Consider the following 25,399-nt stretch of genomic DNA (forward strand, 5'->3'; position numbering starts at 1 on the left):
ACCAAGGGATGACGCCCGGCAACAACGGCGCGAGCACGCCCGAGGACGACGACCCGTTCGGCTATCTCTACGCCGACGGGCAGGCCAACGGAGCCCAGCCGCCGTCCGGGGGCTATGGCTACCCGAACTCGGTCAACCGCGTGCGTGCGGTCGGTACCCGCTCGTACGGTCAGCAGCAGCCGCAGGCGGGCGCGGGTCAGACCGCGGCGTACGGCCAGGCCCCGCAGCAGCAGGGTGGCCACGGCCGGCCGAACGCGCACTACGCGGCCCCGGAGACACTGCCCGGCGGCGGAGCCACCACCGCCCCCCAGCACCAGGTGCCCGGCGGCGGAGGCGGCCGTGGCGGCCGCGGCCCGAACACCAAGGGCCTGCTGATCGGCGCGGTAGCGGTGGTCGCGGCGGTCGTGATCGGCATCGGCGTGGCCATGCTGGGCGGCGACAAGGACGACAACAAGTCCGAGGACCAGGCGGGCTCCGGCCAGAACCAGTCCCAGAGCACCGAGCCGAGTCCGTCGGCCAGTAAGAGCGCGGCGAGCCAGGCCGACCTGCCGAAGGTCGACGCGAAGGCCCTGCGCCTCAGCCCCGGCATGTCGACCGCGTCGGAGTTCAAGGGTGCGAAGGCCGACGGCGGGGTCTATGTGACGGGCTTCAACCAGGTCGGTGCCAAGGTGACCTGGACGGTGGACGGCATCGAGAAGGCCGGCGCCTACACGCTCTACGTGAACTACGGCGTCCCGGGCACGGACGCCGACGCGACCCTGGTGGTCAACGGCGATGCCCTCTCCAGGCCCTTGAGTATGAAGAACTTCGGGGGCTCGCCCAAGGGCGACTGGGAACAGGGCTGGAAGAACACCTACGCCACGGTGAACCTGAACAAGGGCACCAACACCATCGAGCTCGCCTGCAACGAGGGCAACAAGTGCGACGCGGTCCTCGACCAGTTCTATCTGGAGAAGGGCAGCCGGACGAGCTGATACGACGAGGGCGGCCGTCTCCCACACAGCGTGGGGGACGGCCGCCGCCGTGTGAGGGGACACGAGGTCAGCCCACGGCGACGCCGACCATGGCAAGCCTTGCGCCCTACGCCGCAGACGCCTCGCTCGTCACCGTGACCCGCCCCAGCAACTCCTCGTACACCCCCCGATCGAACTCCCCGGCCACCGGCGCCTGCACCGTCGCCGCCGACAAGGCCGTCGCCCGGGCCAAGCGATCCGGCCAGGGGAGGTGTTCAACCAGGCCCGAGAGCAGGCCCGCGACCGCCGAGTCGCCGGCGCCTGTCGGGTTGCCTCGTACGACGGTTGGTGGGGCCGCCCGCCAGCGGCCCTCGGGAGATGCCGCCAGCAGGCCTTCCGCGCCCAGGGACGTGACCACCGCACGCGCGCCCCGGCGGCGGGCGTCCTGCGTGGCGCGCAGCGGCTCGTGGGAGCCGGTCAGTTCCGCCAGTTCGTCGGCGTTCGGCTTGATGATGTCCGGGCGGGCCGCGACGCCCCGGCGCAGGGCTTCGCCGCTCGTGTCCAGGAGGACCGGGACTCCGGCGGTACGGGCCGTACGGACCAGTCCGGCGTAGGCACCGACCGGCACGCCGGGGGGCAGGCTGCCGCAGAGGGCCACTGCCGAGGCGGACGGGAGCAGGTCCTCGTAGGCCTCCTGGAAGGCCGACCACTCGGTGGGTGTGACCATCGGGCCCGGTTCGTTGAGCTGCGTCGTGTCGCCGGTCTGCTCGTCGACCACGGCGATCGTGCGGCGGGTCGCGCCCGTGATCGGGACCAGCGCGTCCACCACGCCCGGCACCGACGCGAGCCGCTCCTGTACGACCCGGCCCGTCGCACCGCCCGTGAAACCGGTCACCGTGACCTCGTGTCCGAGGGCCGCGAGGACCCGGGCGACGTTGACACCCTTGCCGCCGGGGCGTTCCGTCACCTCGGAGACGCGGTGGGAGGCGTGCGGCCTGAGGGACCGTACGCGGTAGGTGATGTCGAGAGCGGTGTTCAGCGTGACCGTGAGGATCATCTGGCCGACCTCCCCCGAGACATGCGCTTGCTGCCGTGAACAAGCTCGATCATGCCAAAGAGACGGCGGTCGGCCCAGTCCTGGACTCGGCCACCGTCTCCCGACTGCGGGACGGATCAGTGCAGTTGGGGACCGACCACCCATTCTCCCCGGCGCATCACGCCCTTGAGGTCGTACGCGGAGTCCAAAAGCACCAGGTCGGCGAATTTTCCGGGCTCCAGTGAGCCGATCGTGTCGGCCATGCCGAGCAGGCGGGCCGGGTTGGCGGACAGGGCCGTCACCGCGTCCTCGACGGACAGGCCGTCGACCGTGACCGCCCGTTTGAAGGCGCGGTCCAGGGTGAGGGTGGAGCCCGCGATGGTGCCGTCCTCGACCAGGCGGGCCACGCCGTCGGCGACCTCCACCTCCAGCGGGCCGAGCCAGTAGCGGCCGTCGCCGAAACCGGCCGCGTCCATCGCGTCCGTGATGAACGCCACGCGGTCCGCTCCCGCGTGGTGGAACGCCAGCTGGAGTGCGGCGGGGTGCAGGTGAGTGCCGTCGTTGATCAGCTCGACGGTGATCCGGTCGTCCTCGAGGAGTGCGGTGATCGGGCCGGGGGAGCGGTGGCCGAGGGGTGGCATCGCGTTGAAGAGGTGGGTGGCGACCGTCGCGCCCGCGTCGATGGCCTCGACCGTCTGCTCGTAGGTCGCGTCCGTGTGGCCGATCGCCGCGATCACGCCCTGTTCGGCCAGGAGGCGTACGGAGTCAAGGCCGCCGGGGAGTTCGGTGGCCAGCGTGACCATCCTCGCCTGGCCCCGGGCCGCGTCGATCAGCTTGCGGACGTCCGCGGGGTGCGGGTCGCGCAGGAGGTTTTCGGCGTGGGCGCCCTTGCGGCAGGGGGAGATGAACGGGCCCTCGAAGTGGACGCCGGCGATCTCGCCTTGCTCGGCGAGCTCGCTGAGCAGGCCGGCGCGCCCGGTGAGGAAGTCCAGGTCGCCGGTGACGGTGGAGGCGACCAGGGTGGTCGTGCCGTGCAGGCGGTGGGTGTGGATGCCCTTGAGGAGGTCCTCGGCGGAGCCGGAGGTGAAGGAGGCTCCGCCTCCGCCGTGGTTGTGGAGGTCGACGAAGCCGGGGATGACGTAGTGGCCGGTTACGTCGATGACCGTTGCGTTTTCCGGGGCTGTGGTGGTGATGCGGGTGCCGTGGATGGCTACCTGGCCGTTGTTGACCGTTTCCGTGGGGAGGACGACGGTCGCGCCGGACAGGACCGTGGGCTGTCCGGTCGTCGCGGGATGCGGGTGTGTGGGGGCTGGTCGCGCAGTTCCCCGCGCCCCTGGGTGGGCTGCCATCAGGGCGTTACCTCCGTACGGTCGGTCCGGTCGAGGAGATCCCAGGCGAGCAGGCCCGCCCCCAGGCAGCCGGCACCGTCCCCCAGCGCGGCGGGGACGATCGACGGCTGTTTCTGGAAGGTGATGCGGTGGCGGACGGCCTCCCGCAGGGGTGCGAACAGCGTTTCTCCGGCCTCCGCCAGCCCGCCGCCGATGATCAGAGTGCGGGGGTCCAGCAGGGTGAGGGCCGTGACCAGGCCGTCGGCGAGGGCGTCGATGGCCTGCTGCCAGACCGCCCGGGCGCGTGGGTCGCCGCATTCGACGGCCTTCGCGCAGTCGGCCGCGTCCGCGGCCGGGGCGCCGGAGGCCTTGGCCCAGGCCTCGCTCACGGCCGCCGCCGACGCGAAGCGCTCCAGGCAGCCGCGCTGCCCGCACGGGCACGGGGCCCCTTGAGGCCGTACGACGATGTGGCCGATCTCACCCGCGAAGCCGTGTGCGCCCGACTCGACCCGGCCCTCGACGCCGATACCGCCCGCGATACCGGTGCCCAGCGCCACGAACAGGAACCGGTCGGCGCCGCGGCCCGCGCCGACCCGGCCCTCGGCGAGGGCGCCGGTGCGCACGTCGTGGCCGAGGGCGACCGGGACGCCCAGCCGTTCCGCCAGCAGGTCGCGCAGGGGGACGTCGCGCCAGCCGAGGTTCGCCGCGTAGACGGCGACGCCCCGCGCCTCGTCGACGATGCCGGGCACGACCACGCCGGCGGCGGCCGCGGGCGGGCCGAAGTGCTCGGCGCCGTAGGCGTGCAGCTCGGTGACGAAGTCGAGGATGCCCGCGACCACGGCGTCCGGGCCCTGGTCGCGGCCGGTGGCCCGGCGGGACCGGTGCAGCACCTCGCCCCCTGGCCCGGCCAGAGCGGCCTTCATTCCGGTGCCGCCCACGTCGAGGGCGATGACATGTCTCACGGAACACAGTGTGACCCGGGGACCCGCAAGAGGTCTAGTCCACTCACGTGGTGTAGACCTTATTCCGAATATCGAAAAGTTTTCGGTGGCGGTGACGCCAGGGTTGGGGAAGTGCAGCGGTGCAGCGGCGGCGGATGGCAGGAACGATCGCGGCGGTGTCCGCACTGGGCATGACGGCGGTCCTCGGCGGCTGCGGCGTGACGGGCGGCTCGCCCGACGTGACCCTGAAGCTGGTCGCCGCCGACTACGGCGACAGCAAGGCCAACAGCTCCCAGAAGTACTGGGACAAGCTCGTCGAGGAGTACGAGGCCGAGCACCCCGGGGTGAAGATCGACGTCAGCGTCTACTCCTGGAACGACGTCGACCGCAAGGTCAGGGAGATGGTCGCCGCCGGTGACCCGCCGGACATGGCGCAGATCGGCTCGTACGCCGGTTACGCGGCCCAGAACCAGCTCTACAAGGCCGACGACCTGCTCTCCATACCCGTGCAGGCCGACTTCGTAGGCCAGCTGGCCTCCGCGGGGCAGGTGAAGGGCGTGCAGTACGGCATGCCGTTCGCCTCCTCCACGCGTGTGCTCTTCTACAACAAGACCCTCTTCTCCGAGGCCGGCATCACCCCGCCCAAGACCTGGGACGACCTGGCCGCCGACGCCGAGGCGCTCAAGGCGGAGGGCGTGACGACCCCGTACGCGCTGCCCCTCGGCCCGGAGGAGGCGCAGGCCGAGACCATGCAGTGGATGCTCAGCGGCGGGGGCGGCTACACCGACACCGTCGACAGCTACGGCATCGACGCCCCGGAGAACGTCGACACCTTCTCCTGGCTGAAGACCGAACTGGTCGGCAAGGGCCTGACCGGGCCGGTCGCGCCCGGGGAGCTCGACCGGGCCGATGCGTTCGCCGCCTTCGCCAAGGGCGAGGTCGGCATGGTCAACGGGCACCCGTCGCTGATGAACATCGCCGCGAAGCAGGGCGTCAAGTACGGCATGGTGCCGACGCCGGGCAAGGAAGGCACGAGCAAGTCCACGCTCGGTGTCGCCGACTGGATGACGGCCTTCCGCAAGAACGGCCACCGCGACCAGGTGGGCGACTTCCTCGACTTCGTCTACAGCGAGAAGAACGTGCTGTCCTTCTCCCGCGAGTACGACCTGCTGCCGGTCACCACCTCCGCGTCCGGGACCATGGCCGCCTCCGACCAGGACCGGCACCTCAGGCCGTTCCTGGAGGAGCTGCTGACCTCCGAGCTCTACCCGGTCGGCAAGACCTCGTGGGCCGACGTCAGCGCCGAGATCAAGCAGCGGATCGGCAAGGCCGTCGCCCCCGGCGGCAGCCCGTCGGCCGTCCTGGGCCAGCTTCAGGCGGAGGCGTCCCGGGCGGAGAACGCGGAGTAGGCGCTGTCGGTGGCGGGCGCTACGGTGCCTGGCATGGACGAGGACACGGGTGAGCGGGGGCTCGGGCGCCGGGAGCGGGACATCCTCGCGCTCGAACGCCGGAGCTTCCCCGGCCCCGGCGCGAAGGAACGGGCCGTGCGGGAGGAGCTGGGGCTCGCCCCTGTGCGCTACTTCCAGCTCCTCAACGCCCTGCTGGATGATCCCAGGGCCCTTGCCCACGACCCGGTGACGGTGAACCGGCTGCGGCGGGTTCGGGAACGGCGCCGGGCGGAACGATGAGGATCGTGGGGTAGTCCGGCCGTCGCGGGGTGCGGGTGCGTCGTGGCTGGTCGCGCCCGCGCGGCGGAGCCGCAAATCGATACAGCCCCGCGCCCCTGGGGGCGTGCACCACCGCTCCTGACCAGGGTGTTCAGGAGAGCCGGTCCGCCAGCGCCCCCAGCAGGCGTACAACGCCCTCCGGGCCGTCCACCACCAGGTCCGCTCGCTCGCGGAGTTCGGTCACCTCGTCGCTGCCGCTGCAGACCAGCAGGCCCGGGGTGCCGTCGGAGCGGAGCCGGTCCACGGCGGAGTAGGCGGGCAGGTCGCCCAGGTCGTCGCCGGCGTAGAGGACGGACCCGGCGCCGATCTCGCGGGCGAACTCGCTCAGGGCGACGCCCTTGTCCATGCCGGGCGGGCGGAGTTCGAGGACCATGCGGCCGGGCTCGACGATCAGGCCGTGGCGGCCGGCCAGGCCGGTGAGCGGCTCGCGCAGCAGGTCCAGGGTGGCCTGCGGGTCGGCGGCCCGGCGGGTGTGCACGGCCACCGCCCGGCCCTTCTCCTCGATCCAGGTCCCCTGCGACGCGCCGAGCCGTTCGAGGAGCTCGGGCAGTTCCGTGCGGACGCCCTCGACTCCGGGATGCGGGGCGGGGGCGCTGATCTCGCCGGTACGGGCGTCCCACCGCTCGGCGCCGTAGTGGCCGAGTACGACGAGGTGCTCCAGCCCCGGAACATCCGCGAACCCGCCGTTGCGCACGGCGACCTCGGCGGGCCGGCCGGTGATCACCGCCACGGCGGCCACCTTCGGCGCGAGGGCCGCCAGCGCGGACACCGCCTCGGGGTGGGCCCGGGCCTTCTCCGGATCGGCCACGATCGGCGCGAGCGTCCCGTCGAGGTCGAGACCGATCAGCGCCTTGCCCGGGCGGGCGAGGAGAGCGTCCAGACCCTCCTGTCCGGCCTTTGTGGCAGGCGCCGGAAGTCCGTGATCCGTATGACCGTTCGTCACCGCTCGGCCCTCAGCGCGTCGAGCTGGTCCAGGAACCACTGCGCCGGCGGCAGCGCGGTCGCCGCCGCTGCCAGCCGCTTGGTGCGCTCGGCGCGTTCCTCCGGGCGCATCGAGAGCGCCTCGTGCAGGGCCGCCGCCGTGCCGGTCACGTCGTACGGGTTCACCGTGATCGCGTCCTCGCCCAGCTCCTCGTACGCCCCGGCCTCCCGCGACAGCACCAGCGCGCAGCCCGCGTCGGAGACGACCGGGACCTCCTTGGCGACGAGGTTCATGCCGTCGCGGATGGGGTTCACGAGCGCGACGTCGGCCAGCCGGTACGCGGCCAGGGAGCGCGCGAAGTCGTCCTTGAGGTTGAGTACGACCGGGGTCCACCCCGGCGTCCCGTACTCGGCGTTGATCTCCTCCGAGACCCGCTGCACCTCAGCCGTGTACTCCCGGTACACCGCGAGGTCCTGCCGTGAGGGGTACGCGAAGGCCACGTGCACCACGCGCTCGCGCCACTCGGCGTGGGAGTCGAGCAGCGTGCGGTACGCCAGCAGGCCGCGCACGATGTTCTTCGACAGCTCGGTGCGGTCGACCCGGACGATGGTGCGGCGGCCCTCGCCGATCTCCTCGCGCAGCGCGGCCATCCGCTCCTCGACGTCCTTCTCGTGCGACCGCTGCCGCAGGAAGTCCGCGTCGGCCCCCAGCCCGTGCACGCCGACCCGCGTGCCCCCGAGCCCGCCGGCGAACCGCTCGGCGCACGCGACGAACGCGTCCGCCCAGCGCCGCGTGAGAAAGCCCAGCCGGTCCGCGCCCAGCATGCCGCGCAGCACCTGCCCGGCCACGTCGTCCGGCAGCATCCGGAAGTACTCGGGCGGTGCCCACGGCGTGTGCGAGAAGTGCCCGATCCTCAGGTCCGGCCGCAGCTCGCGGAGCATGCCCGGCACCAGCGTCAGGTGGTAGTCCTGCACCACGACCGTCGCACCCCGCGCCGCCTCCTCGGCCAGCGCCTCGGCGAACGCCCGGTTGTACCTCTCGTACGACGTCCACTGCCGCCGGAACTCCGCGTCGAAGACCGGCTCCAGCGGTGTCTGGTACAGCATGTGGTGGACGAACCACAGCACCGAGTTGGCGACGCCGTTGTACGCGTCGGCGTGCACGTCGGCCGGGACGTCCAGCATCCGCACGCCCTGCTCGCCGACTCCGCGCCGGACGGCCTCGCGGTCGCCGTCGGACAGCGCCGAGCAGACCCACAGCGCGTCCGCGTCCGAGCCGATCGCGGAGAGCCCCGAGACCAGTCCGCCGCCGCCGCGCTTGGCGTTCAGCGAACCGTCCTCGCCCACCGTGTACGAGACCGGGCCCCGGTTGGAGGCCACCAGCACCTGTGCAGCACCGTTCGTAGAAGCCATAAGCCTCAACCTAGCCCGGCCCGGAAACGCTCAAACGTACGGACCTGCCGTACCCGGCCGAAAACAGCACCGGTCAGGCGGCCTTTCGCTCCTGATACTCGGCGATCTCCACCATCGGCGGGCGCTCCTCGGTGTCCACGGAGTACGTCCGCGGCTCGAAGCCGTCCCCGCCCCGCTCGAACTGCGTCAGGGACGGCCGGATCAGATGCCCGCGGGCCAGCCGCAGCTGGGCCGTGCGGTAGATCGCGGCGGCCATCCGGCCCAGCGCCTGTCCGTCCTGGTGCCGGTGCTTGCGCACCCCGACGTCGACCTGGGCGAGGGCGTCCAGGCCCGCCAGATGCAGGGCGTCGACCAGCATGCCCAGCTCGACGCCGTACCCGACGGGGAACGGCAGCTGCTCCAGCAGCGAGCGGCGGGCCGCGTACTCGCCGCCGAGCGGCTGCACGAAGCCGGCGAGCTGCGGCCAGTGCATGTTCAGCAGCGGGCGCGCCATCAGCTCGGTGACCCGGCCGCCCTGCCCGGGCGCACCGCCGAGCGGACGGTCGTACATGGCCTTCACCAGGTCCACGTCCGGGTCGGTGAGCAACGGGCCCACGATCCCGGAGACGAAATCGGACGAGAAGTCCCTCAGGTCCGCGTCGACGAAACAGACGATGTCCCCGCGCGTGGCGAGCAGCGAGCGCCACAGCACCTCGCCCTTGCCGGGCACCGCGGGCAGGCGCGGCAGTATCCCGTCCCGGTGCACCACCGTCGCGCCCGCCGCCGCGGCCACCTCCGACGTACGGTCGGTCGAGCCGGAGTCGACGACGACGAGCTCGTCGACGAGCGGCACCTGCCGCATCAGGTCGTGGCGGATGACGGCCGCGATGTCGCCGACCGTCTCCTCCTCGTTGAGCGCGGGCAGCACGACACTGACCGTCTGCCCCGTGCGCTGCTTGGCGGCGAGTATCTGGTGGAGGGGGCGATCGGTCGCGGACCAGGAACGGGTGCTCAGCCAGCGCTCGACTTCTTCCAGCACCGTGGCGGCTCCTCTGCGTACTCTCGGCGGGACGGACTGTGAGCCATCTCGCGGTTCGGACGACTATCTCAACTGTCCTGGTCGTCGGTTACAGTCTTGAACAACGCGGGTGACCATCGCATGTCCGGGGTCAACCTGCGTCGACAACCGAATACAGCTCATCCAGAGGGGCAGAGGGACACGGCCCGTTGAAGCCCCGGCAACCCTCCAGTCGGTACTCGTAGGTCACTGTCGACCACATGCGCGAGGCTCCCGGCTCGGGAAGGTGCCAAATCCGTCTCACGGCGAGATGCGTCGTGAGGAAGATGAGGAGAAAGGGCCTCGCCTCACATGGCTGCGCAGACTGTTGCAAGCACCACTGAATCCACCGTAGACCTCGGCCCCGCCGCCGCGCTGAGCTGCCGCGAGTGCGGTCACCGCGTCCCCCTCGGCCCGGTCTTCGCGTGCGAGGAGTGTTTCGGCCCGCTGGAGATCGCCTACGACTTCTCGGCCTACGACACCGAAGAGCTCCGCAAGCGCATCGAAGCGGGACCCGCGAACATCTGGCGCTACGCCCCGCTGCTGCCGGTCCCGGCCGACGTGGCGGACAAGCCGAACATCAACCCCGGCTGGACCGCGCTCGTCAAGGCCGACAACCTGGCCCGTGAGCTCGGCGTCGACGCCGGAAAGCTCTTCGTCAAGGACGACTCCGGCAACCCGACGCACTCCTTCAAGGACCGCGTCGTCGCCCAGGCCCTGGAGGCCGCCCGCGCCTTCGGCTTCACCACCCTGTCCTGCTCCTCCACCGGCAACCTCGCCGGTGCGGTGGGTGCCGCCGCGGCCCGGGCCGGCTTCCGCTCCTGCGTGTTCATCCCGCACGACCTGGAGCAGGGCAAGGTCGTCATGGCCGCGATCTACGGCGGCGAGCTCGTCGGCATCGAGGGCAACTACGACGACGTGAACCGCTTCTGCTCCGAGCTGATCGGCGACCCGGCCGGCGAGGGCTGGGGCTTCGTCAACGTCAACCTGCGGCCGTACTACGCCGAGGGCTCCAAGACGCTGGCGTACGAGATCTGCGAGCAGCTCGGCTGGCGGCTGCCGGACCAGCTCGTGGTGCCGATCGCCTCCGGCTCGCAGCTCACGAAGATCGACAAGGGTCTGCAGGAGCTGATCAAGCTCGGTCTGGTCGAGGACAAGCCGTACAAGATCTTCGGCGCGCAGGCCGAGGGCTGCTCGCCGGTGTCGACGGCGTACAAGGCCGGCCATGACGTCGTACGTCCCCAGAAGCCGGACACCATCGCCAAGTCGCTGGCGATCGGCAACCCGGCGGACGGTCCGTACGTGCTCGACATCGCCCGCCGTACGGGTGGTGCGGTGGAGGACGTGAACGACGAGCAGGTCGTCGAGGCGATCAAGCTGCTCGCGCGGACCGAGGGTGTCTTCGCGGAGACCGCCGGTGGTGTGACGGTGGGCGTGGCGAAGAAGCTGCTGGAGAGCGGGCTGCTCGACCCTGCCAAGACCACGGTTGTCCTGAACACGGGCGATGGTCTGAAGACGCTGGACGCGGTGGCGGGCACGGGGCTCACCGCGACCATTCGGCCCAACCTGGATTCGTTCCGGGATGCCGGGCTCGCCTGACCGTTGCTTGCTGCGGGCCCGTGGGGGCTGGTCGCGCAGTTCCCCGCGCCCCTTGGGACGCGCCCCAGCCGTAGCTTCAATCGAAACCGGAGGTCATATTCCGATGAGCGTCACCGTTCGCATCCCGACCATCCTGCGTACCTACACCGGCGGCAAGGCCGAGGTGACTGCCGAGGGGGCGACCCTCGGGGAGGTCATCTCCGATCTGGAGAAGAACCACACCGGGATCGCCGCCCGGGTGCTGGACGACCAGGGCAAGCTGCGCCGGTTCGTCAACGTGTACGTCAATGACGACGACGTGCGGTTCGAGCAGGGTCTTGAGACGGCGACGCCGGACGGTGCCGGTGTGTCGATCATTCCGGCCGTCGCCGGCGGCTGAACCGGTCGACCGGCTTGATTATTACCATCGGTAACGGCCGTCACTGAGAGTTCATCGAATTGCCCCCTCCGTGAGAGAAACGGAGGGGGCAATTCTGTGTGGTTGAGCGCGGTACAGTTGGGGAACGCGATCCCGATCCCCTGATCGGGCACCCTGAATTCCTGCCGCGCGCCCGACAAGATGTAGCCAAAGTGTGTGCGTCTTTTGTGGCTTTTGTTCCCTTTGCGTGGCCCGACTTGCCCTGAAGTCAGGCGAATTCTCCCCACATTCCGGATCCTGCGCGTCCAGAATTCTCGTCCGATTGACCTGTTGCAGAGGGCAGTTGGACAGATACATTCGGCCGCGGTCGACGCGTTCCGGCGCACGCCCCCAATCCGTGGGGGGTGAGGTCTGACCCGGATCCGCGAAGTGCGGGTCTGTGCAAGGGCCAGTAATAGGGGAGTTAGGCATGGCTCAGGGCACCGTCAAGTGGTTCAACGCGGAGAAGGGGTACGGCTTCATCGCGGTCGACGGTGGTGCGGATGTTTTCGTCCACTACAGCGCGATTCAGATGGACGGCTACCGCACCCTTGAAGAGGGTCAGCGGGTCGAGTTCGAGATCTCGCAGGGCCAGAAGGGTCCACAGGCCGACATGGTTCGCGTCGCTGCCTGAACGCGCGACCACGACAAACCGCAAGCGGCAGGTCTTCTCTGAAGGGCCCGTACCCCCCGGGGTGCGGGCCCTTCGGCCTGCTCGAAGGGCCCGCCCGGCGGTGTTCGCGGGCGGCTGACGGCCCTGCCCGATCCCCGGGAGGCGCTTGCACTCGCCATGCCCGAGTGCTAATCATTGCGTTAGCACTCTGAAGGTGAGAGTGACAACGTAAGGACCGGGTCGGTGAGGCCCGCAGGCCGGGTGGGAAGGAACCACGAGGCTGGCGAGCCGTCCGTCGCGGGCGCGGGCGCGGTCCGAAGTAATCACCCCCAGTCCTGGAGGGACCACTTCACATGGCCAAGATCATCGCGTTCGACGAGGAGGCGCGGCGCGGCCTCGAGCGCGGCATGAACCAGCTCGCGGACGCCGTGAAGGTGACGCTCGGCCCCAAGGGCCGCAACGTCGTCCTCGAGAAGAAGTGGGGCGCCCCCACGATCACCAACGATGGTGTCTCCATCGCCAAGGAGATCGAGCTCGAGGACCCGTACGAGAAGATCGGCGCCGAGCTGGTCAAGGAAGTCGCCAAGAAGACGGACGACGTCGCCGGTGACGGTACGACCACCGCGACCGTTCTCGCCCAGGCCCTGGTCAAGGAGGGCCTGCGCAACGTAGCCGCCGGCGCCAACCCGATGGCCCTCAAGCGCGGTATCGAGCGCGCCGTCGAGGCCGTCTCCGCCGCCCTGCTGGAGCAGGCGAAGGACGTCGAGACCAAGGAGCAGATCGCTTCCACGGCCTCCATCTCCGCCGCCGACACCCAGATCGGCGAGCTCATCGCCGAGGCCATGGACAAGGTCGGCAAGGAAGGCGTCATCACCGTCGAGGAGTCCCAGACCTTCGGTCTGGAGCTGGAGCTCACCGAGGGTATGCGCTTCGACAAGGGCTACATCTCGGCGTACTTCGCGACCGACATGGAGCGTATGGAGGCCGTCCTCGACGACCCGTACATCCTGATCGCGAACTCCAAGATCTCCAACGTCAAGGACCTGCTCCCGCTCCTGGAGAAGGTCATGCAGTCGGGCAAGCCGCTGCTGATCATCGCCGAGGACGTCGAGGGCGAGGCCCTGTCGACCCTGGTCGTCAACAAGATCCGTGGCACCTTCAAGTCCGTCGCCGTCAAGGCCCCGGGCTTCGGTGACCGCCGCAAGGCGATGCTGCAGGACATCGGCATCCTCACCGGCGGCGAGGTGATCTCCGAGGAGGTCGGCCTCAAGCTGGAGAACGCCACGGTCGACCTGCTGGGCAAGGCCCGCAAGGTCGTCATCACCAAGGACGAGACCACCATCGTCGACGGTGCCGGCTCCGCCGACCAGGTCCAGGGCCGGGTCAACCAGATCCGCGCCGAGATCGAGAACAGCGACTCGGACTACGACCGCGAGAAGCTCCAGGAGCGCCTGGCGAAGCTCGCCGGCGGCGTGGCCGTCATCAAGGCCGGTGCCGCCACCGAGGTGGAGCTCAAGGAGCGCAAGCACCGCATCGAGGACGCCGTGCGCAACGCCAAGGCGGCCGTCGAGGAGGGCATCGTCGCCGGTGGTGGCGTGGCCCTCATCCAGGCCTCCAGCGTCTTCGAGAAGCTGGACCTCGAGGGTGACGAGGCGACCGGCGCCAACGCCGTGAAGCTCGCGCTCGAGGCCCCGCTGAAGCAGATCGCCGTCAACGGTGGTCTCGAGGGCGGCGTCGTCGTGGAGAAGGTCCGCAACCTCCAGGTCGGCCACGGCCTGAACGCCGCGACCGGTGAGTACGTCGACATGATCGCCGAGGGCATCATCGACCCGGCGAAGGTGACCCGTTCCGCGCTGCAGAACGCCGCCTCCATCGCCGCGCTGTTCCTCACCACCGAGGCCGTCATCGCCGACAAGCCGGAGAAGGCGGGCGCTGCCCCGGCCGGCGGCGGCATGCCGGGCGGTGACATGGACTTCTGATCGACCCTGGTCGATCACCGTCCTTCAGTACCGAGGGCGGCACCCCCTGGAAACAGGGGGTGCCGCCCTCGGGCGTGTTCGGGATCACAGCGCGGACGGGATGCCGTGTGCGGGCCAGGCCGTTGACGCCTACGTCCCATGCGCATGCACATACTGTCTGGTATCCAAGGAGTCCCCACGTGACCGTCGCCGCCTCCGCCTCCCGCGCGGCCGAAATCCTGTCCCGGCCCGTCATGCTCAACGGTCTGACCGTCCCGAACCGCATCGCGATGGCACCGATGACGCGCATGTTCTCCCCCGGCGGGGTCCCCGGCGAGGACGTCATCTCGTACTACTCCCGCCGTGCCGCGGCCGGAGTCGGCCTGATCGTCACCGAGGGCACCTACGTCGGGCACGAGTCGGCCGGGCAGAGCGACCGCGTGCCGCGGTTCCACGGCGAGGAGCAGCTCGCGGGCTGGGCGAAGGTCGCCGAGGCGGTGCACGCCGCGGGCGGCACGATCGTGCCGCAGCTGTGGCACATCGGCATGGTCCGCAACCAGGGTGAGCCGCCGGTCGCGGACGCCCCGGCCGTCGGCCCCTCGGGTCTGCGCATCGGCGCTTCGGAGCCCACCGGCAAGGCCATGACCCAGGCCGACATCGACGCCGTCATCGGCGCGTTCGCTGAGGCCGCGGCCGCCGCCGAGCGCATCGGCTTCGACGGTGTCGAGCTGCACGGCGCCCACGGCTACCTGCTCGACCAGTTCCTCTGGGAGGGCACGAACCGCCGCACCGACTCCTACGGCGGCGACCGGGTCGCCCGTGCCAAGCTGTCGGAGGAGATCGTCGCGGCCGTCCGCGAGACTGTCTCCCCCGACTTCCCCGTCATCTTCCGCTACTCGCAGTGGAAGCAGGAGGCCTACGACGCCCGCCTCGCCGAGACGCCCGAGGAGCTGGAGGCCATCCTGACCCCGCTGGCCGCCGCCGGTGTCGATGCCTTCCACGCCTCCACCCGCCGCTACTGGGTGCCCGAGTTCGACGACTCCGACCTCAACCTGGCCGGCTGGACCAAGAAGCTGACCGGCAAGCCCGCCATCACCGTCGGCTCCGTCGGCCTCAACGGCGACTTCATCAAGGCATTCCAGGGCCAGGGCGCCGAGCTGGGCGACCTCGACAACCTCCTGGACCGCTTCGAGCGCGACGAGTTCGAGATGGTCGCCGTCGGCCGCGCCCTGCTCCAGGACCCGCAGTGGGCGCAGAAGGTGCTGGCCGGCCGCTTCGAGGACCTGGCGCCGTACGACCCGGCGGCGCTGAAGACCCTCAGCTGACCTCACGGGTCCGCCACACGGACTGCCCTGGATTTGCTTGCGTCAGTCAAGGACACTGACCGAGCGCCTGTTCACCGGCATCCGTGAGGAGACCCAGATGACGACGACCGAGTCCCACCGGCCGACCGACGGCCCCTCCGATCAGCCCGCACCGGTGGTGCGCACCACCGCCGGTGCGGTACGCGGCCGAAGGGAGGAGGGACTCGCCGTCTTCCGCGGCATCCCCTTCGCCGCACCCCCGGTGGGCGAGGCCCGCTTCATGGCACCGCGCCCCGCCCACGCCTGGGACGGCATACGGGACGCCTACGCCTTCGGCCCACCGCCCCCGCAGGACCTAGGCAACCTGGGCGGCCCGGGCCTGCTCGACGTACCCGAGGGCGACGAGTGGCTCACGGTCAACGTCTGGACCCCCGAACCGGACCCGGCCGCCCGCCGCCCGGTGATGGTGTGGATCTACGGCGGCGCCTACAAGCTCGGCCACACCGGCAGCCCCGGCTACGACGCCCGGCACATCGCGGCCGACGGTGATGTGGTGGTCGTCTCCCTCAACTACCGCGTGGGCATGGAGGGTTTCGCGTTCATCGAGGGCGCCCCCGCCAACCGCGGCCTGCTCGACCAGGTGGCCGCCCTCGAATGGGTCCGGGACAACATCGAGGCGTTCGGCGGCGACTCCGACCGGGTCACGGTCTTCGGCGAGTCGGCGGGCGCCGGATCGATCGCCTCCCTGCTGGCCATGGAGCGTGCGACCGGCCTGTTCGGGCGGGCGATCGCGCAGAGCGTGCCGGGGACGTTCTTCTCCGGTGAACTGGCCCGTGACATCGGTCTCGCTCTCGCCGCCGAGTTGGGGCTGCGCCCCACGGTCGCCGACCTCTCGACGATCGCCCCGCGCCGACTGACGTCGGCGGGCGAGACGCTGAGCGCCAAGATGCCCCAGTACATCGACCGCTGGGGCCAGGCCGCGCCCACGGTCACGCCCTTCTCTCCGGTGGTCGACGGCGAGGTGCTGCCGACGAGCCCGTATCAGGCGCTGGCGGCCGGTTCGGCGAAGGACATCGACCTGCTCGTCGGCCACAACCGCGACGAGTACCGCCTCTTCATCGCCATGGCGGGCCGACTGGGCCAGATCACCGACGAGCAGGCGACCTCCGCCCTGCGCCTGTTCGCCCCGGGCCCCGACGGCGAGCAGGCCTACCGTGCCGCCTTCCCCGACGCCTCCCCGGGCGAGCTCTACGAACGCGTCCAGACGGACTGGCTGTTCAACATGCCCTCCCTGCACCTGGCCGAGGCGCAGACGGCGGGTGGCGGCCGGGCCCACGTCTACGAACTGACCTGGCCGGCCCCGGGCAGCGGCGGTGCGCTCGGAGCCTGCCACGGCCTGGACATCCCGCTGCTGTTCGGCACGTTCGGCGCGGACCTCGGGGCCCTGCTGTTCGCGGGCACCGAGCCGTCCGCCGAGGCCCAGGCGCTGTCGTCCCGTTTCCGCTCGTCCTGGACGGCGTTCGCGAGGACGGGGGACCCGGGCTGGCCGGCGTACGACGACGGGGAGCGGCTGGTGCAGGTGCTGGACGCGGAGCCGGTGGTGAGGGCGTACCCGGAGGAGGCCTCGCGGCGGCTGTGGGAGGGCTACGACTTCTCCGCCCTGCCCCTCCTGTGAGCTAGAGGTTGCCCATCGGCTCGATGTCGACCTTGACCGGCGTCCCCCACACGCGCAGCACCTCGTAGTCGGTGAACTCGTGCACGAGCCGGTACGCCATGGCCGCCCGGGGAGCCTTGCGCTGGGCGGCGATGTACTGCTCGGCCTCGCGGCGGTCCCGGCGCGGGGTGCCGCACAGTTGCCAGGCCTGGCCGGTCCACAGCTCCGGCAGCCAGCGCTGCTGCGGCTGGGGGCGGTCACCGCTCACGCCGTAGCGGGACTGGACCGGCTCGGCGGGCTGGTGATGCGGGGCGGGGCCGTTGAACTCCGCCCGGCGGGCGGCCCGGCGCCGGGTCTCGCAGAGCAGGCACAGGTCGGGGGCGGCCTCGTCGACCGGGCCGGTGGGGTGCTCCGGGCAGCGCGTACTGGGCGCCGCCGTGGTGACGCTGTCCTCCAGCAGGTCCAGGGCGCGCTTCAGGTCGGCCTTGACCTCGTGCAGTTTGCCGTCCGGCGTGTCGGAGGTGAGGGCCTCCCCGTGCTCACCGAGGAGACGGAGGGCACGGCCTAGGGCGGTGAGCTGGGCGTGGTTCATGGGTCCCATTGTCGTCAGTCGGCGTAGTCCTTGAGTTCTTCGGTGTCCAGAGTGAAGCCGAGAGGAGCGGGCAGCTCGACCGGGGTGCCCCAGGAGTGAGAGGCCTTTTGCTGGTATCGGCCGTCTTCGGGCTCGCTGTACACGACGACCGTGTTGTTGTCGCGGTCGATGAGCAGGTACACGGGGATGTCGACTGCCGCGTATCCGACGGGCTTGTCGATGCGGTCCCGCTGGTTGGTGTCACGGTCGTGGGAGGTGATCTCGACGACCATAAGGACGCCGTTGGCAGCGGACCACTCACCGTGCCCTTTGAAGTGCCCCCGTCGGACGAGGGCCCCGTCGGCCCGGGCACGGCCCTTGCGGTAGGCCTCGGTCCGGACGCCTCGCTCGTGATGGAGGCGCAGATCGGGCCGATGCTGCAGGCACTGCTCAAGCAGCCACATGTGAATCTCGCTGTGGTTGCCGTCCGGCATCGCCTTGACCTCTAGTTTTCCGTTGATGTATTCGAGCCGCACGGTCTCCGGGGCGCGGCGTTCCAGCTCTTCGAAGTCCTCGACGCTGAGTGGGTCCTTCGTACGGACGCGACCGTCGACGTACTCGAGCCGCACGTGGGCCGGGGCAACCTCGGCCAGATCCTCGAAGTCCTCGATGGGCATCAGCGGGCGGTCAGCGATACCAGGGGTCATGGTGGTGCCTCCTCCCTTCCATCGTGCCCTGGGGGAGTGACGTCGCACCGTAGGAGCCGTCATGTGCGTGCCTTCTCTCGGCGTCGTTGGGACATCTCGGCGCGGATCTGGGCCGCGCGGTCGTGAACGGTGGGGGCGGACAGGGGTGCAGCGGGTTGCGCGGGGGCGCGTTCGCCCCGGCAGGCGCTGCAACGGCCCCCTGGCAGGGACTCCGGGCGCCCCGGCGCGCCGCAGTTCGCGCACTCCAGGACCCGCAGGGGTGGACGTGGGGCGGGTGGGGGCGGGAGTTTGCTGGTCAGGCGGTTGCGGACCAGGGCAGCGGCGTGGTGGACGGGGGTCGGTAAGCCGGCCGTGAGCGCACGCCGTACGTCCTCCTCCGAGGCGCCCCGCTCGAACCACTCCGTCACCAGTGGCGCGAGGGTGGCGCAGTCGGCCTGGGAGAGGGACAGGACGGGTGCCGTGCGGCCGAGGGCGGCCAGGAGGATGTGGGCGCGGGAGCGGGTGGGGCGCTGCTGCTTCGGTACGTCGCCGCGTGTGAAGGCCGCCCACCAGTCATCGTCCCGGGCGGTGCGGGAGAACCACGATCGGGTGATCCAGCGGGAGCTGCCGTCGTCCGCCGTCACGCACTCCCGGCCCCGGCGCAAGTGGCCCGCCTGCTGGATCAGGTTGAGGGCGGTGCCGAGGGCGCACTGGCCGTAGGGGAGCTGTTTGGCCAGCGTCTCTACGGAGATGTCCGCGCCGTCGGGTAGCCGGTCGAGGTAGACGGAGATGGCGGCTTCGCGGGGCGGGAGGTGTGCGAAGTCGTGGTTGGTGCGGGTGAGTTGGTCTGGGGCGGAGCGCTTGCCGTAGCCCGGGTTCGCCATTGGGTGCGTGGACGGGAGGGCAGCACTAAGCTGGGTCTCAGCCATGGGATCGAACTTGTCCTTCGACCTCGTTGGTAAGCCCCCGCAGGTGTTGGTAGCACCTGGCGGGGGCTGTTGCTTGTGCACGAACGTTAGAGGCCTGTCACTGTCCGTGGCAAGCCGAACGCGTCAAGTCAACACGCGGGGTGGGAGGGCGGGTTGAGGCCCTCTATCCATTCCTTGAAAAGGGAGCTCGAAGCCCGGGTCCCGAAGCTCAGGCGGCTCCGTCCTTGAGGTTTGCCACAAAGGCGGCCCAGGCCGTGGTCCGGAACACGAGCTTCGGGCCGTGGGGTGCCTTGGAGTCGCGTACGGGTACGAGGGTGGGCTGGTCGCCTGCTATTTCCAGGCAGTCGCCACCGCTGCCGCCGCTGTAGCTGGACTTGTGCCAGGCCACGGCGTCCAGATCGTGCTCAGGGATGCTCCTCATGGCCGTAATCCTGCGCGATGTCCTCGATGAGAGCCAAGGACTCGTCCGGGGAGAGGGCGCATGCTGTGAGGAGTTGGAAGGTGCGCCGCTGGTACCGGACGGTTGACGGGTCGTCCTCCAGTCGTCCCGTGCCGACCCCCTCGAAGTAGAGCAGCGGAGGGGCGTCCTCGAAATCCATCAGCTTCATGGAGCCCTCCATTGATGCATGGGCGCCCGCGCGTAGTGGCAGCACCTGCACGATGATCCGGTTCCTGTGAATCAGGCCAGCGATGTGGCGTAGGGCCTCTGCCATGACCTCCCGGCCACCGGTGTGCCGACGCAGTGCGGCCTCGTCAAGCACGGTCCACAACAACGGGCTTGTTGGATCGTCGAGGATGCGGCTCCTGTCCACACGAGCCGTCACCAACTCCTCGATCGCCTCTGCCGGTGCTGTGGGCCGGTAGGCGCGGAACACGGCCTGTGCGTATGCGGGCGTTTGCAGCAGTCCGGGAATCAGGAGAGGTGAGTACTGCCGGATCTCCGTAGCCAGCGCCTCGGCTTCTACCGCCTCCGCAAAGTGCTCCGGATACTTCGACTTCGCCGCTGCCCCGCAGTTCCGCTGGAAGAAATCCCCCGTGCCCAGCGCCTCGTCCAGCAACCGCGCGTACTCCCGCTGCAACCTCCGCGTCCCCGCCTCCAACTGCCCGATGAACGACCCGCTCACGAACAGCCGCTGCCCCAGTTCCTCCTGGCTCAGGCCGGCCTTCTCGCGGGCGTGGCGGAGTTCGGCGCCCAGGAGGGCCCGAGGGGAGGAGGAGGGGTCTAGGTCCCTGGATCCGGGCATGGGCAACTCCCTGTCGCACACATGGGGTTGTTGGACCGCCGTGTATGGCCAGGCTAGGGGCGCGTCGACCACGCTGTGTGGTGAATCACAAACTCAGCGTGGAGGTAGGGAAACGTGCGCTCGACCGAAGAGATCGTGCAATCGCTGCGGGAGGCCCTCGCCGGAGTCGGGGTCGTCCTGCCGTCGCTGGGCGTCGACCCGGTGACCGGCGCGAGCGACGAGCCGTTCGCCCTGGTCGATCTGGGGCGGTGCAACGTACGGACGGCCGAGCATCTGACGGACGTACTGCGCTCGCTGCCCGTGGGGGAGACGCTGCGGGCTCGTGTGAGGCAGGTCAACCGGGAGCCGAAGTCACGGTGAGGATGGTGTCCCAGGGGCCGGGCCGCGTCAGGCGCGTCCCTGTCCACCCCGTCGTACCGCGCCGAGCTGGGTGCGGTCCAGGTCGGCGCCGGTGAACTTCTGTGCCACGGTACGCAGGATGGCGGCCATGGCTTGCGCGGGCGGGGTGGCCTCGCGTGACGCGGCGCGGGCGAGCAGGATGCGGCGGGTGGGGGCGGGTACGTCGGATCCGAACGGCAGCAGGCGGACGTCGCTGCGGCGGCTGGTGAGGGCGAGCCGGGGTGCGAGGGCGATGCCGAGGCCGGCCGCGACCATGGCCTGGGCCTCCTGGTAGTCGTGTGAGGCGTAGGCGATGCGCGGTTCGAACCCTGCCCGGTGGCAGCTGCGGCGCAGGACGTCGGCGACCGGGTGGTTGTCGGCGCGGGTGATCCACTCCTGGTCGGCGAGATCGCTGAGGCGCAGCGAGGGCAGGGTGCGCAGCGGGGAGTCGGCGGGGACGACCAGGACGGTGGGGTCGTCGAGCAGGTGGGTGAGGGCGAGGGCGTCGTCGTTGACGCGGTTCCACTCGTAGTCCCAGAGCAGCGCCTTCTCGACCTCTCCCGTGTGCAGCATCTCGCGCAGCTGGTCGAGGACTCCGGCGCGTACGACGGTCCGCACTCCGGGGTACCGGCGGCTGAACCGGGTGAGGGCGAGCGGCAGCAGCGAGGCGCTGGCGGTGGGGAACGACCCGAGCCGGAGCTTGCCCTGGTCCAGGTCGGTGAAGGCGTCCAAGTCGGCTTCCGCGGCCCTGAGTTCGCGGCGGATGGTCTGACCGCGCTCGGCCAGGGCGGCGCCCGCGGGGGTGGTGCGGATGCCGCGCGGCAACCGTTCGATGAGGGGCTGTCCGGCCTCCCGTTCCAGCTGGGACATCTGCTGGGAGGCGGCGGAGGTGGTCATGCCCAACGCCTCCGCGGCGGCGGTGAGCGAGCCGCGCTCGGCGGCCTCGGTGAGCAGCAGCAGGCGGCGTACGTTGAGCATGCCTGAGAGTTTAGCTGCACTTAACTGAGGTGAAGAGAACTGCCATTGTGCCCAAGTCTTGCGGCTGCGAAGGTCTTCGCATTCGCCGGAGCGGTTCACCGGGGCGCAACCCACCCGTAACCGTCCGCCCCGGCCTTCCCCTTCCGTCCGTGAACCAGGAAGAGCCTCAGCCGTGCACATTCCCGCGACCTTGGTACGTGGCGGCACCAGCAAGTGCTGGTTGTTCAGTCAGGTCCATGTCCCCACCGACCGCAGTGAGCTGGAGAAACTGCTGGTCGCCGCGTACGGCTCCACTGACCCCGTGGAGCTGGACGGGGTGGGCGGGGCGACACCGACCACCTCCAAGGCGGCCGTCGTCGGTGTTTCCCCCACGCCCGGTGTGGATGTCGACTACCTGTTCGCGCAGATCGGCATCGGCACCGGCACGATCGAGTGGACCAGCAACTGCGGAAACTGCGCCACCGGCATCGCCTTGTACGCCGTCGCGAAGGGACTGGTGCCCATCAGCGGTGACCGGACTCGCGTCGTGATGCGGAACAGCAACACCGGCGCCGTCATGGAAGGGGTAGTGGACACCACCGGCGGAGTGGTACATCACTTCGGTGACCAGACCGTGCCCGGCACCCGGGCAGGCGGCGTGGCGGTCGGCCTTACCTTCCTGAACCCGGCCGGCAGCACCACCGGCTCGCTGCTCCCCACCGGACGGGCGGCCGAAGAGCTACGACTCGGCACCGCGGAGCCGCACCAGGTGACCATGGTGGACGCGGGTGCCCCCGTGGTCCTCGTGGACGCCCGAGGCGCCGGCCGCTCCGGGGCCGAGTCCCTGGAGCAGGTCCGTGCCGACGTGCCCTGGCTGCGAGCGGTCCGCCACACGGCCGCGCCGCTGATGGGACTGCTCACCCCGGGTCAGGAGCCCGGTGACGCGGTGCCCAAGGTGGGCCTGGTCGGGCCCCCGGTGCCGTACACCACCACGCTGGGCGAGCCGGTCGCCGCCGAGGACTACGACGTCTCGGTACGCATGCTCACCATGAACGCCCCGCACCCGGCGATCGGCCTCACCTCCGCGGTCGCCGTCGCGGCCGCGGGCCTGCTGAAGGACTCAGTGGTTTCCCGGGCCGCGGGCGGGCCGACCGGTGAGTGGCTGCGCCTGGGCACCCCCGCCGGCGTCGTGGCCGTCCGCTGCTCGGACCCGCGCGACGGCGTCCCGGACCGCGTCACCGTGCGGCGGGCTGCCCGGCTGCTCGCCGACGCACGTATCTACGTACCGGAATCAGGAGCCCGCAAAGCTGCCTGAACCGGGATGAATCTCCCCGGACGGTCCCCAGCCGTCGCCCCGGGGCAGCCCCGCGCCCCCTGAGGCGCGCCCTCCCGTCCCCTCCCCGCACCAAGGACAAAGATGTCTCCTGAAGTGATCTCCATGGGCGCACTGCTGGTGATGTTCGTGGTCGGTACCGTGTTGCCGATCAACCTGGGCATTCTCGCCTTCGTCGCGACCTTCACGGTCGGAACCGCCTCACTCGGCCTCACCGAGGACGAGATCTTCGAGGGCTTTCCGGTGGAGCTGTTCCTGACGATCGTGGGAGTCACCTACCTGTTCTCCGTCGCCCGCCGCAACGGCACCATCGATCTGCTCGTCGTGGCGGGAGTGCGGCTGGTCCGCGGGAAGGTCGCGCTCATCCCCTGGGTGCTGTTCCTGGTCGCCGCACTGCTGACGGCGTTCGGCACCTTCACCCCGGCCGCCGTGGCGATCCTCGTGCCGGTCGCGATGAACTTCGCCTACCGCTACAAGCTGAACCCGCTCGTGGTCGGCATGATGGTGATCAGTGGCGGCCACGCCGGCGCGTTCTCGCCCCTCGCCGTCTCGGGTGCGCTGGTGCTCGGCATGGTCGACAAGACCGAGCTGCACGTCTCTCCCGTCGCTCTGTTCACCGCCAGTTTCGTGATCAACCTGGTGTTGTCGCTCCTCACGTACGTCCTGCTGGCCAAACGCCCGGTCCCGCTGCTCGACCAGGACGAGACGGCGGGCGCGGACGAGGAACCCGCCGTGTCCGGCAGGCCCGACTGGCGACAGTGGCTGACCCTCGCCTGTCTGGTCGGCCTCGTCGTGGGCGCGCTCGGCTTCCAACTGGAGATCGGCTTCCTGGCCCTGGTCGCGGGCGCCCTGCTGGCGCTGGTGGACATGAAGAGGCAGGAGAAGGCCGTCGACGGCATCAGCTGGACCACCCTGCTGCTGGTCGCGGGCATGATGACGTACATCGCCATGCTGGAGAAGGCCGGGGTGATCGAGAAGATCTCCGAGCACGCCGCCGACCTGGGTGCGCCGCTCGTCGTCGCCCTGTTCCTGTGCTTCACCGTGGCCGTCACCTCGGCCTTCGCCTCGTCCACCGCGATCCTCACCGCGATCATTCCCATCGCCGTACCGCTGTTGCTCTCCAGCCACCTCAGCGCCGCCGGGCTGATCGCCGCCCTCGCGGTGTCCACCACCATCGTCGACACCTCCCCCTTCTCCACCAATGGCGCCCTGGTCCTGGCCAACGCCCGTGGTGTCGACGCTTGCCGCTTCTATCGCCAGGTCATCGGCTACACCGGCGGCATCGTCGCCCTCGGTCCCCTTGTCGCCTGGGGTGCCTTGGTCCTGCCCTGGTCGTAGGGCACCGGCGACGACGGGATGAGGGAGAGCCGCTGAGCGCGATCAACGTGCTCAGCGGCCCTCCGTTCCCACTGCCCGGGATGGATCACGCATCGACACGTGCCCTAGGAGCGTGACTCGAGGGCCGCCCGCAGGTGCCCGCCGGATTCCTCCAGCAGGCGTGCCGCCGTCGGGCCGTCCACGTCGGCCAGGATCGTCAGGATGGCGTTCTTGACCTCGCCGTCCGTGGCGGTCAGGGCTTCTTCGACCTCCTTGTCGCCGGCGCCCGTGGCGAGCGCGACGATGCGGTGGGAGCGGGCGCGGAGTTTGTCGTTCGACGCGCGGACGTCGACCATCAGGTTTCCGTAGGTCTTGCCGAGGCGGATCATCGTGATCGTCGAGAGCATGTTGAGGACGAGCTTCTGTGCCGTGCCGGCCTTCAGGCGCGTGGAGCCGGTGAGCAGTTCGGGACCCACGACGATCTCGATGCCGTGGTCGGCGGCGGCCCCGAGCGGGCTGCCGGGGTTGCAGGCGAGCCCGACGGTGAGGGAGCCGCGGGTGCGGGCGTACTCGACCGCGCCGATCGCGTACGGCGTGCGGCCGGACGCGGAGATGCCGACCACCGTGTCGTCGGGGGTGAGGCCGGCGGGCTCCAGGTCGGCCCGGGCCAGCTCCCGGGAGTCCTCCGCGCCCTCGACCGAGGTGACCACGGCCTCGGGGCCGCCCGCGATCAGGCCGACGACCCGGGAGGGGTCGGTGTTGAACGTGGGCGGGCACTCGGAGGCGTCCAGGATGCCCAGCCGGCCCGCCGTGCCCGCGCCCGCGTAGACGAGGCGGCCGCCCCGGGCCATCCGCTCCGCCACGGCGTCGATCGCGGCGGCGATCTGGGGCAGCCGGGCCGCGACCGCCGCGGCCACGGTGGCGTCCTCGCCGTTCATGAGCCGCGCGATGTCGAGCGTGGGCAGCCGGTCGATGTCCGCGAGCTCCGGCCGGAAGGCCTCGGTGGTCAGGGACTCCAACTCGGTTCTGAGGTCCCGGGGGTCGGAGGTGGAGGTCATGACGGCTCTTTCCGTGGCTTTCCGTGTCTTCCCGGTGCTGGCTGGG

24 protein-coding genes, 1 pseudogene and 1 riboswitch are annotated in these 25,399 nt (G+C 70.5%); of the genes and pseudogenes, 12 read left to right on the forward strand and 13 right to left on the reverse strand.

Annotated elements, in window-relative coordinates; genetic code table 11:
• Positions 1 to 8: 8 nt before the first annotated feature.
• The gene (locus OG542_RS22315; RefSeq protein ID WP_328413278.1) at positions 9 to 974 is read left to right on the forward strand and encodes a carbohydrate-binding protein; all 966 of its coding nucleotides are present in this window, start codon (positions 9 to 11) and stop codon (positions 972 to 974) included.
• 106 nt (positions 975 to 1,080) lie between these two features.
• Here OG542_RS22315 and OG542_RS22320 read toward each other — a convergent pair whose 3' ends face one another.
• The 3 genes from OG542_RS22320 to OG542_RS22330 form a co-directional block, all read right to left on the reverse strand.
• Positions 1,081 to 2,010, reverse strand: coding sequence for a 1-phosphofructokinase family hexose kinase (locus tag OG542_RS22320; RefSeq protein ID WP_328413280.1), 930 nt, complete (start codon positions 2,008 to 2,010; stop codon positions 1,081 to 1,083).
• 116 nt (positions 2,011 to 2,126) lie between these two features.
• A complete protein-coding gene (gene nagA / locus OG542_RS22325) occupies positions 2,127 to 3,338 on the reverse strand; it encodes an N-acetylglucosamine-6-phosphate deacetylase (protein ID WP_328413282.1) in 1,212 nt (403 codons plus the stop codon).
• Complete coding sequence (locus tag OG542_RS22330) at positions 3,338 to 4,279, reverse strand: ROK family protein (RefSeq protein ID WP_328413284.1); 942 nt, start codon at positions 4,277 to 4,279, stop codon at positions 3,338 to 3,340. Before OG542_RS22330 ends, nagA begins: the two co-directional genes overlap by 1 nt.
• Before the next feature lie 134 nt (positions 4,280 to 4,413).
• Here OG542_RS22330 and OG542_RS22335 point away from each other — a divergent pair, with 134 nt between their 5' ends.
• A complete protein-coding gene (locus tag OG542_RS22335) occupies positions 4,414 to 5,667 on the forward strand; it encodes an ABC transporter substrate-binding protein (protein WP_328413286.1) in 1,254 nt (417 codons plus the stop codon).
• Positions 5,668 to 5,700: 33 nt separating this feature from the next.
• Positions 5,701 to 5,946, forward strand: coding sequence for a DUF3263 domain-containing protein (locus OG542_RS22340; protein WP_328413288.1), 246 nt, complete (start codon positions 5,701 to 5,703; stop codon positions 5,944 to 5,946).
• A gap of 130 nt (positions 5,947 to 6,076) precedes the next feature.
• On the opposite strand, the gene otsB is transcribed toward OG542_RS22340, so the two are convergent.
• From otsB to OG542_RS22355, 3 genes are all read right to left on the reverse strand, one after another.
• Positions 6,077 to 6,928, reverse strand: coding sequence for a trehalose-phosphatase (gene otsB, locus OG542_RS22345; RefSeq protein ID WP_328413290.1), 852 nt, complete (start codon positions 6,926 to 6,928; stop codon positions 6,077 to 6,079).
• Positions 6,925 to 8,319 (reverse strand): alpha,alpha-trehalose-phosphate synthase (UDP-forming), encoded by a 1,395-nt coding sequence (locus tag OG542_RS22350; protein WP_328413292.1) that lies wholly within the window; start codon positions 8,317 to 8,319, stop codon positions 6,925 to 6,927. Before OG542_RS22350 ends, otsB begins: the two co-directional genes overlap by 4 nt.
• A gap of 73 nt (positions 8,320 to 8,392) precedes the next feature.
• Positions 8,393 to 9,337 (reverse strand): glucosyl-3-phosphoglycerate synthase, encoded by a 945-nt coding sequence (locus OG542_RS22355; RefSeq protein ID WP_311126362.1) that lies wholly within the window; start codon positions 9,335 to 9,337, stop codon positions 8,393 to 8,395.
• Between the two features lie 155 nt (positions 9,338 to 9,492).
• A riboswitch (SAM riboswitch) is annotated at positions 9,493 to 9,649 on the forward strand.
• 18 nt (positions 9,650 to 9,667) lie between these two features.
• Between OG542_RS22355 and thrC the strand changes: the two genes are divergently transcribed.
• From thrC to OG542_RS22385, 6 genes are all read left to right on the forward strand, one after another.
• Positions 9,668 to 10,954, forward strand: coding sequence for a threonine synthase (gene thrC, locus OG542_RS22360; RefSeq protein ID WP_328413295.1), 1,287 nt, complete (start codon positions 9,668 to 9,670; stop codon positions 10,952 to 10,954).
• A gap of 103 nt (positions 10,955 to 11,057) precedes the next feature.
• Positions 11,058 to 11,333: a ubiquitin-like small modifier protein 1 gene (locus OG542_RS22365; RefSeq protein ID WP_125505655.1), complete on the forward strand. Its 276-nt coding sequence runs from the start codon at positions 11,058 to 11,060 to the stop codon at positions 11,331 to 11,333.
• Between the two features lie 448 nt (positions 11,334 to 11,781).
• Positions 11,782 to 11,985 (forward strand): cold-shock protein, encoded by a 204-nt coding sequence (locus OG542_RS22370; RefSeq protein WP_003949956.1) that lies wholly within the window; start codon positions 11,782 to 11,784, stop codon positions 11,983 to 11,985.
• Positions 11,986 to 12,317: 332 nt separating this feature from the next.
• Positions 12,318 to 13,943 carry a chaperonin GroEL gene (groL, locus tag OG542_RS22375; protein WP_184599411.1) on the forward strand — a complete coding sequence of 542 codons (1,626 nt, stop codon included), beginning with the start codon at positions 12,318 to 12,320 and terminating at the stop codon, positions 13,941 to 13,943.
• Positions 13,944 to 14,122: 179 nt separating this feature from the next.
• Entirely contained in the window at positions 14,123 to 15,247 is a 1,125-nt protein-coding gene (locus OG542_RS22380; protein ID WP_408057780.1) for an NADH:flavin oxidoreductase, read from the forward strand.
• Positions 15,248 to 15,344: 97 nt separating this feature from the next.
• Positions 15,345 to 16,901, forward strand: a complete 1,557-nt coding sequence (locus OG542_RS22385) for a carboxylesterase/lipase family protein (protein WP_328413298.1) — start codon at positions 15,345 to 15,347, stop codon at positions 16,899 to 16,901.
• Between the two features lies 1 nt (position 16,902).
• Here the strand turns inward: OG542_RS22385 and OG542_RS22390 are convergent, their stop codons facing one another.
• The 5 genes from OG542_RS22390 to OG542_RS22410 form a co-directional block, all read right to left on the reverse strand.
• Positions 16,903 to 17,472 (reverse strand): hypothetical protein, encoded by a 570-nt coding sequence (locus OG542_RS22390; RefSeq protein ID WP_328413300.1) that lies wholly within the window; start codon positions 17,470 to 17,472, stop codon positions 16,903 to 16,905.
• A gap of 14 nt (positions 17,473 to 17,486) precedes the next feature.
• Positions 17,487 to 18,158 carry a Uma2 family endonuclease gene (locus tag OG542_RS22395; protein WP_328413302.1) on the reverse strand — a complete coding sequence of 224 codons (672 nt, stop codon included), beginning with the start codon at positions 18,156 to 18,158 and terminating at the stop codon, positions 17,487 to 17,489.
• A 59-nt stretch (positions 18,159 to 18,217) separates the two neighbouring features.
• On the reverse strand, positions 18,218 to 19,066 hold the full coding sequence (locus OG542_RS22400) for a hypothetical protein (protein ID WP_408057781.1): 849 nt from the start codon (positions 19,064 to 19,066) through the stop codon (positions 18,218 to 18,220).
• 208 nt (positions 19,067 to 19,274) lie between these two features.
• Complete coding sequence (locus OG542_RS22405) at positions 19,275 to 19,487, reverse strand: DUF397 domain-containing protein (RefSeq protein WP_328413304.1); 213 nt, start codon at positions 19,485 to 19,487, stop codon at positions 19,275 to 19,277.
• Positions 19,471 to 20,310, reverse strand: a complete 840-nt coding sequence (locus OG542_RS22410; protein WP_328413306.1) for a helix-turn-helix domain-containing protein — start codon at positions 20,308 to 20,310, stop codon at positions 19,471 to 19,473. The genes OG542_RS22405 and OG542_RS22410 overlap by 17 nt, the downstream gene beginning before the upstream one ends.
• A gap of 114 nt (positions 20,311 to 20,424) precedes the next feature.
• Here OG542_RS22410 and OG542_RS22415 point away from each other — a divergent pair.
• Positions 20,425 to 20,616: pseudogene (locus OG542_RS22415) on the forward strand (hypothetical protein); the annotation flags it as partial.
• Positions 20,617 to 20,697: 81 nt separating this feature from the next.
• Here OG542_RS22415 and OG542_RS22420 read toward each other — a convergent pair.
• Entirely contained in the window at positions 20,698 to 21,666 is a 969-nt protein-coding gene (locus OG542_RS22420; RefSeq protein ID WP_328413310.1) for a LysR family transcriptional regulator, read from the reverse strand.
• Between the two features lie 172 nt (positions 21,667 to 21,838).
• On the opposite strand from OG542_RS22420, the gene OG542_RS22425 reads away from it, so the two are divergent.
• Positions 21,839 to 22,960 carry a PrpF domain-containing protein gene (locus tag OG542_RS22425; protein ID WP_328413312.1) on the forward strand — a complete coding sequence of 374 codons (1,122 nt, stop codon included), beginning with the start codon at positions 21,839 to 21,841 and terminating at the stop codon, positions 22,958 to 22,960.
• A gap of 102 nt (positions 22,961 to 23,062) precedes the next feature.
• Positions 23,063 to 24,316, forward strand: coding sequence for an SLC13 family permease (locus OG542_RS22430; RefSeq protein WP_328413314.1), 1,254 nt, complete (start codon positions 23,063 to 23,065; stop codon positions 24,314 to 24,316).
• Between the two features lie 104 nt (positions 24,317 to 24,420).
• Here the strand turns inward: OG542_RS22430 and murQ are convergent, their stop codons facing one another.
• A complete protein-coding gene (gene murQ, locus OG542_RS22435; protein ID WP_328413316.1) occupies positions 24,421 to 25,353 on the reverse strand; it encodes an N-acetylmuramic acid 6-phosphate etherase in 933 nt (310 codons plus the stop codon).
• Positions 25,354 to 25,399 lie beyond the last annotated feature (46 nt).

This window comes from Streptomyces violaceus (genome assembly GCF_036014075.1).
Classification (GTDB): Bacteria; Actinomycetota; Actinomycetes; order Streptomycetales; family Streptomycetaceae; genus Streptomyces; species Streptomyces violaceus.

Coding starts and splice junctions, on each gene's coding strand:
- OG542_RS22390 (WP_328413300.1), bottom strand. CDS start 17,472: ATGAACCACGCCCAGCTCACCGCCCTAGGCCGTGCCCTCCGTCTCCTC.
- OG542_RS22365 (WP_125505655.1), top strand. CDS start 11,058: ATGAGCGTCACCGTTCGCATCCCGACCATCCTGCGTACCTACACCGGC.
- OG542_RS22405 (WP_328413304.1), bottom strand. CDS start 19,487: ATGAGGAGCATCCCTGAGCACGATCTGGACGCCGTGGCCTGGCACAAG.
- OG542_RS22315 (WP_328413278.1), top strand. CDS start 9: ATGACGCCCGGCAACAACGGCGCGAGCACGCCCGAGGACGACGACCCG.
- thrC (WP_328413295.1), top strand. CDS start 9,668: ATGGCTGCGCAGACTGTTGCAAGCACCACTGAATCCACCGTAGACCTC.
- murQ (WP_328413316.1), bottom strand. CDS start 25,353: ATGACCTCCACCTCCGACCCCCGGGACCTCAGAACCGAGTTGGAGTCC.
- OG542_RS22430 (WP_328413314.1), top strand. CDS start 23,063: ATGTCTCCTGAAGTGATCTCCATGGGCGCACTGCTGGTGATGTTCGTG.
- nagA (WP_328413282.1), bottom strand. CDS start 3,338: ATGGCAGCCCACCCAGGGGCGCGGGGAACTGCGCGACCAGCCCCCACA.
- OG542_RS22320 (WP_328413280.1), bottom strand. CDS start 2,010: ATGATCCTCACGGTCACGCTGAACACCGCTCTCGACATCACCTACCGC.
- groL (WP_184599411.1), top strand. CDS start 12,318: ATGGCCAAGATCATCGCGTTCGACGAGGAGGCGCGGCGCGGCCTCGAG.
- OG542_RS22350 (WP_328413292.1), bottom strand. CDS start 8,319: ATGGCTTCTACGAACGGTGCTGCACAGGTGCTGGTGGCCTCCAACCGG.
- OG542_RS22370 (WP_003949956.1), top strand. CDS start 11,782: ATGGCTCAGGGCACCGTCAAGTGGTTCAACGCGGAGAAGGGGTACGGC.
- OG542_RS22400 (WP_408057781.1), bottom strand. CDS start 19,066: ATGGCTGAGACCCAGCTTAGTGCTGCCCTCCCGTCCACGCACCCAATG.
- OG542_RS22420 (WP_328413310.1), bottom strand. CDS start 21,666: ATGCTCAACGTACGCCGCCTGCTGCTGCTCACCGAGGCCGCCGAGCGC.
- OG542_RS22395 (WP_328413302.1), bottom strand. CDS start 18,158: ATGACCCCTGGTATCGCTGACCGCCCGCTGATGCCCATCGAGGACTTC.
- OG542_RS22385 (WP_328413298.1), top strand. CDS start 15,345: ATGACGACGACCGAGTCCCACCGGCCGACCGACGGCCCCTCCGATCAG.
- OG542_RS22410 (WP_328413306.1), bottom strand. CDS start 20,310: ATGCCCGGATCCAGGGACCTAGACCCCTCCTCCTCCCCTCGGGCCCTC.
- OG542_RS22335 (WP_328413286.1), top strand. CDS start 4,414: ATGGCAGGAACGATCGCGGCGGTGTCCGCACTGGGCATGACGGCGGTC.
- OG542_RS22340 (WP_328413288.1), top strand. CDS start 5,701: ATGGACGAGGACACGGGTGAGCGGGGGCTCGGGCGCCGGGAGCGGGAC.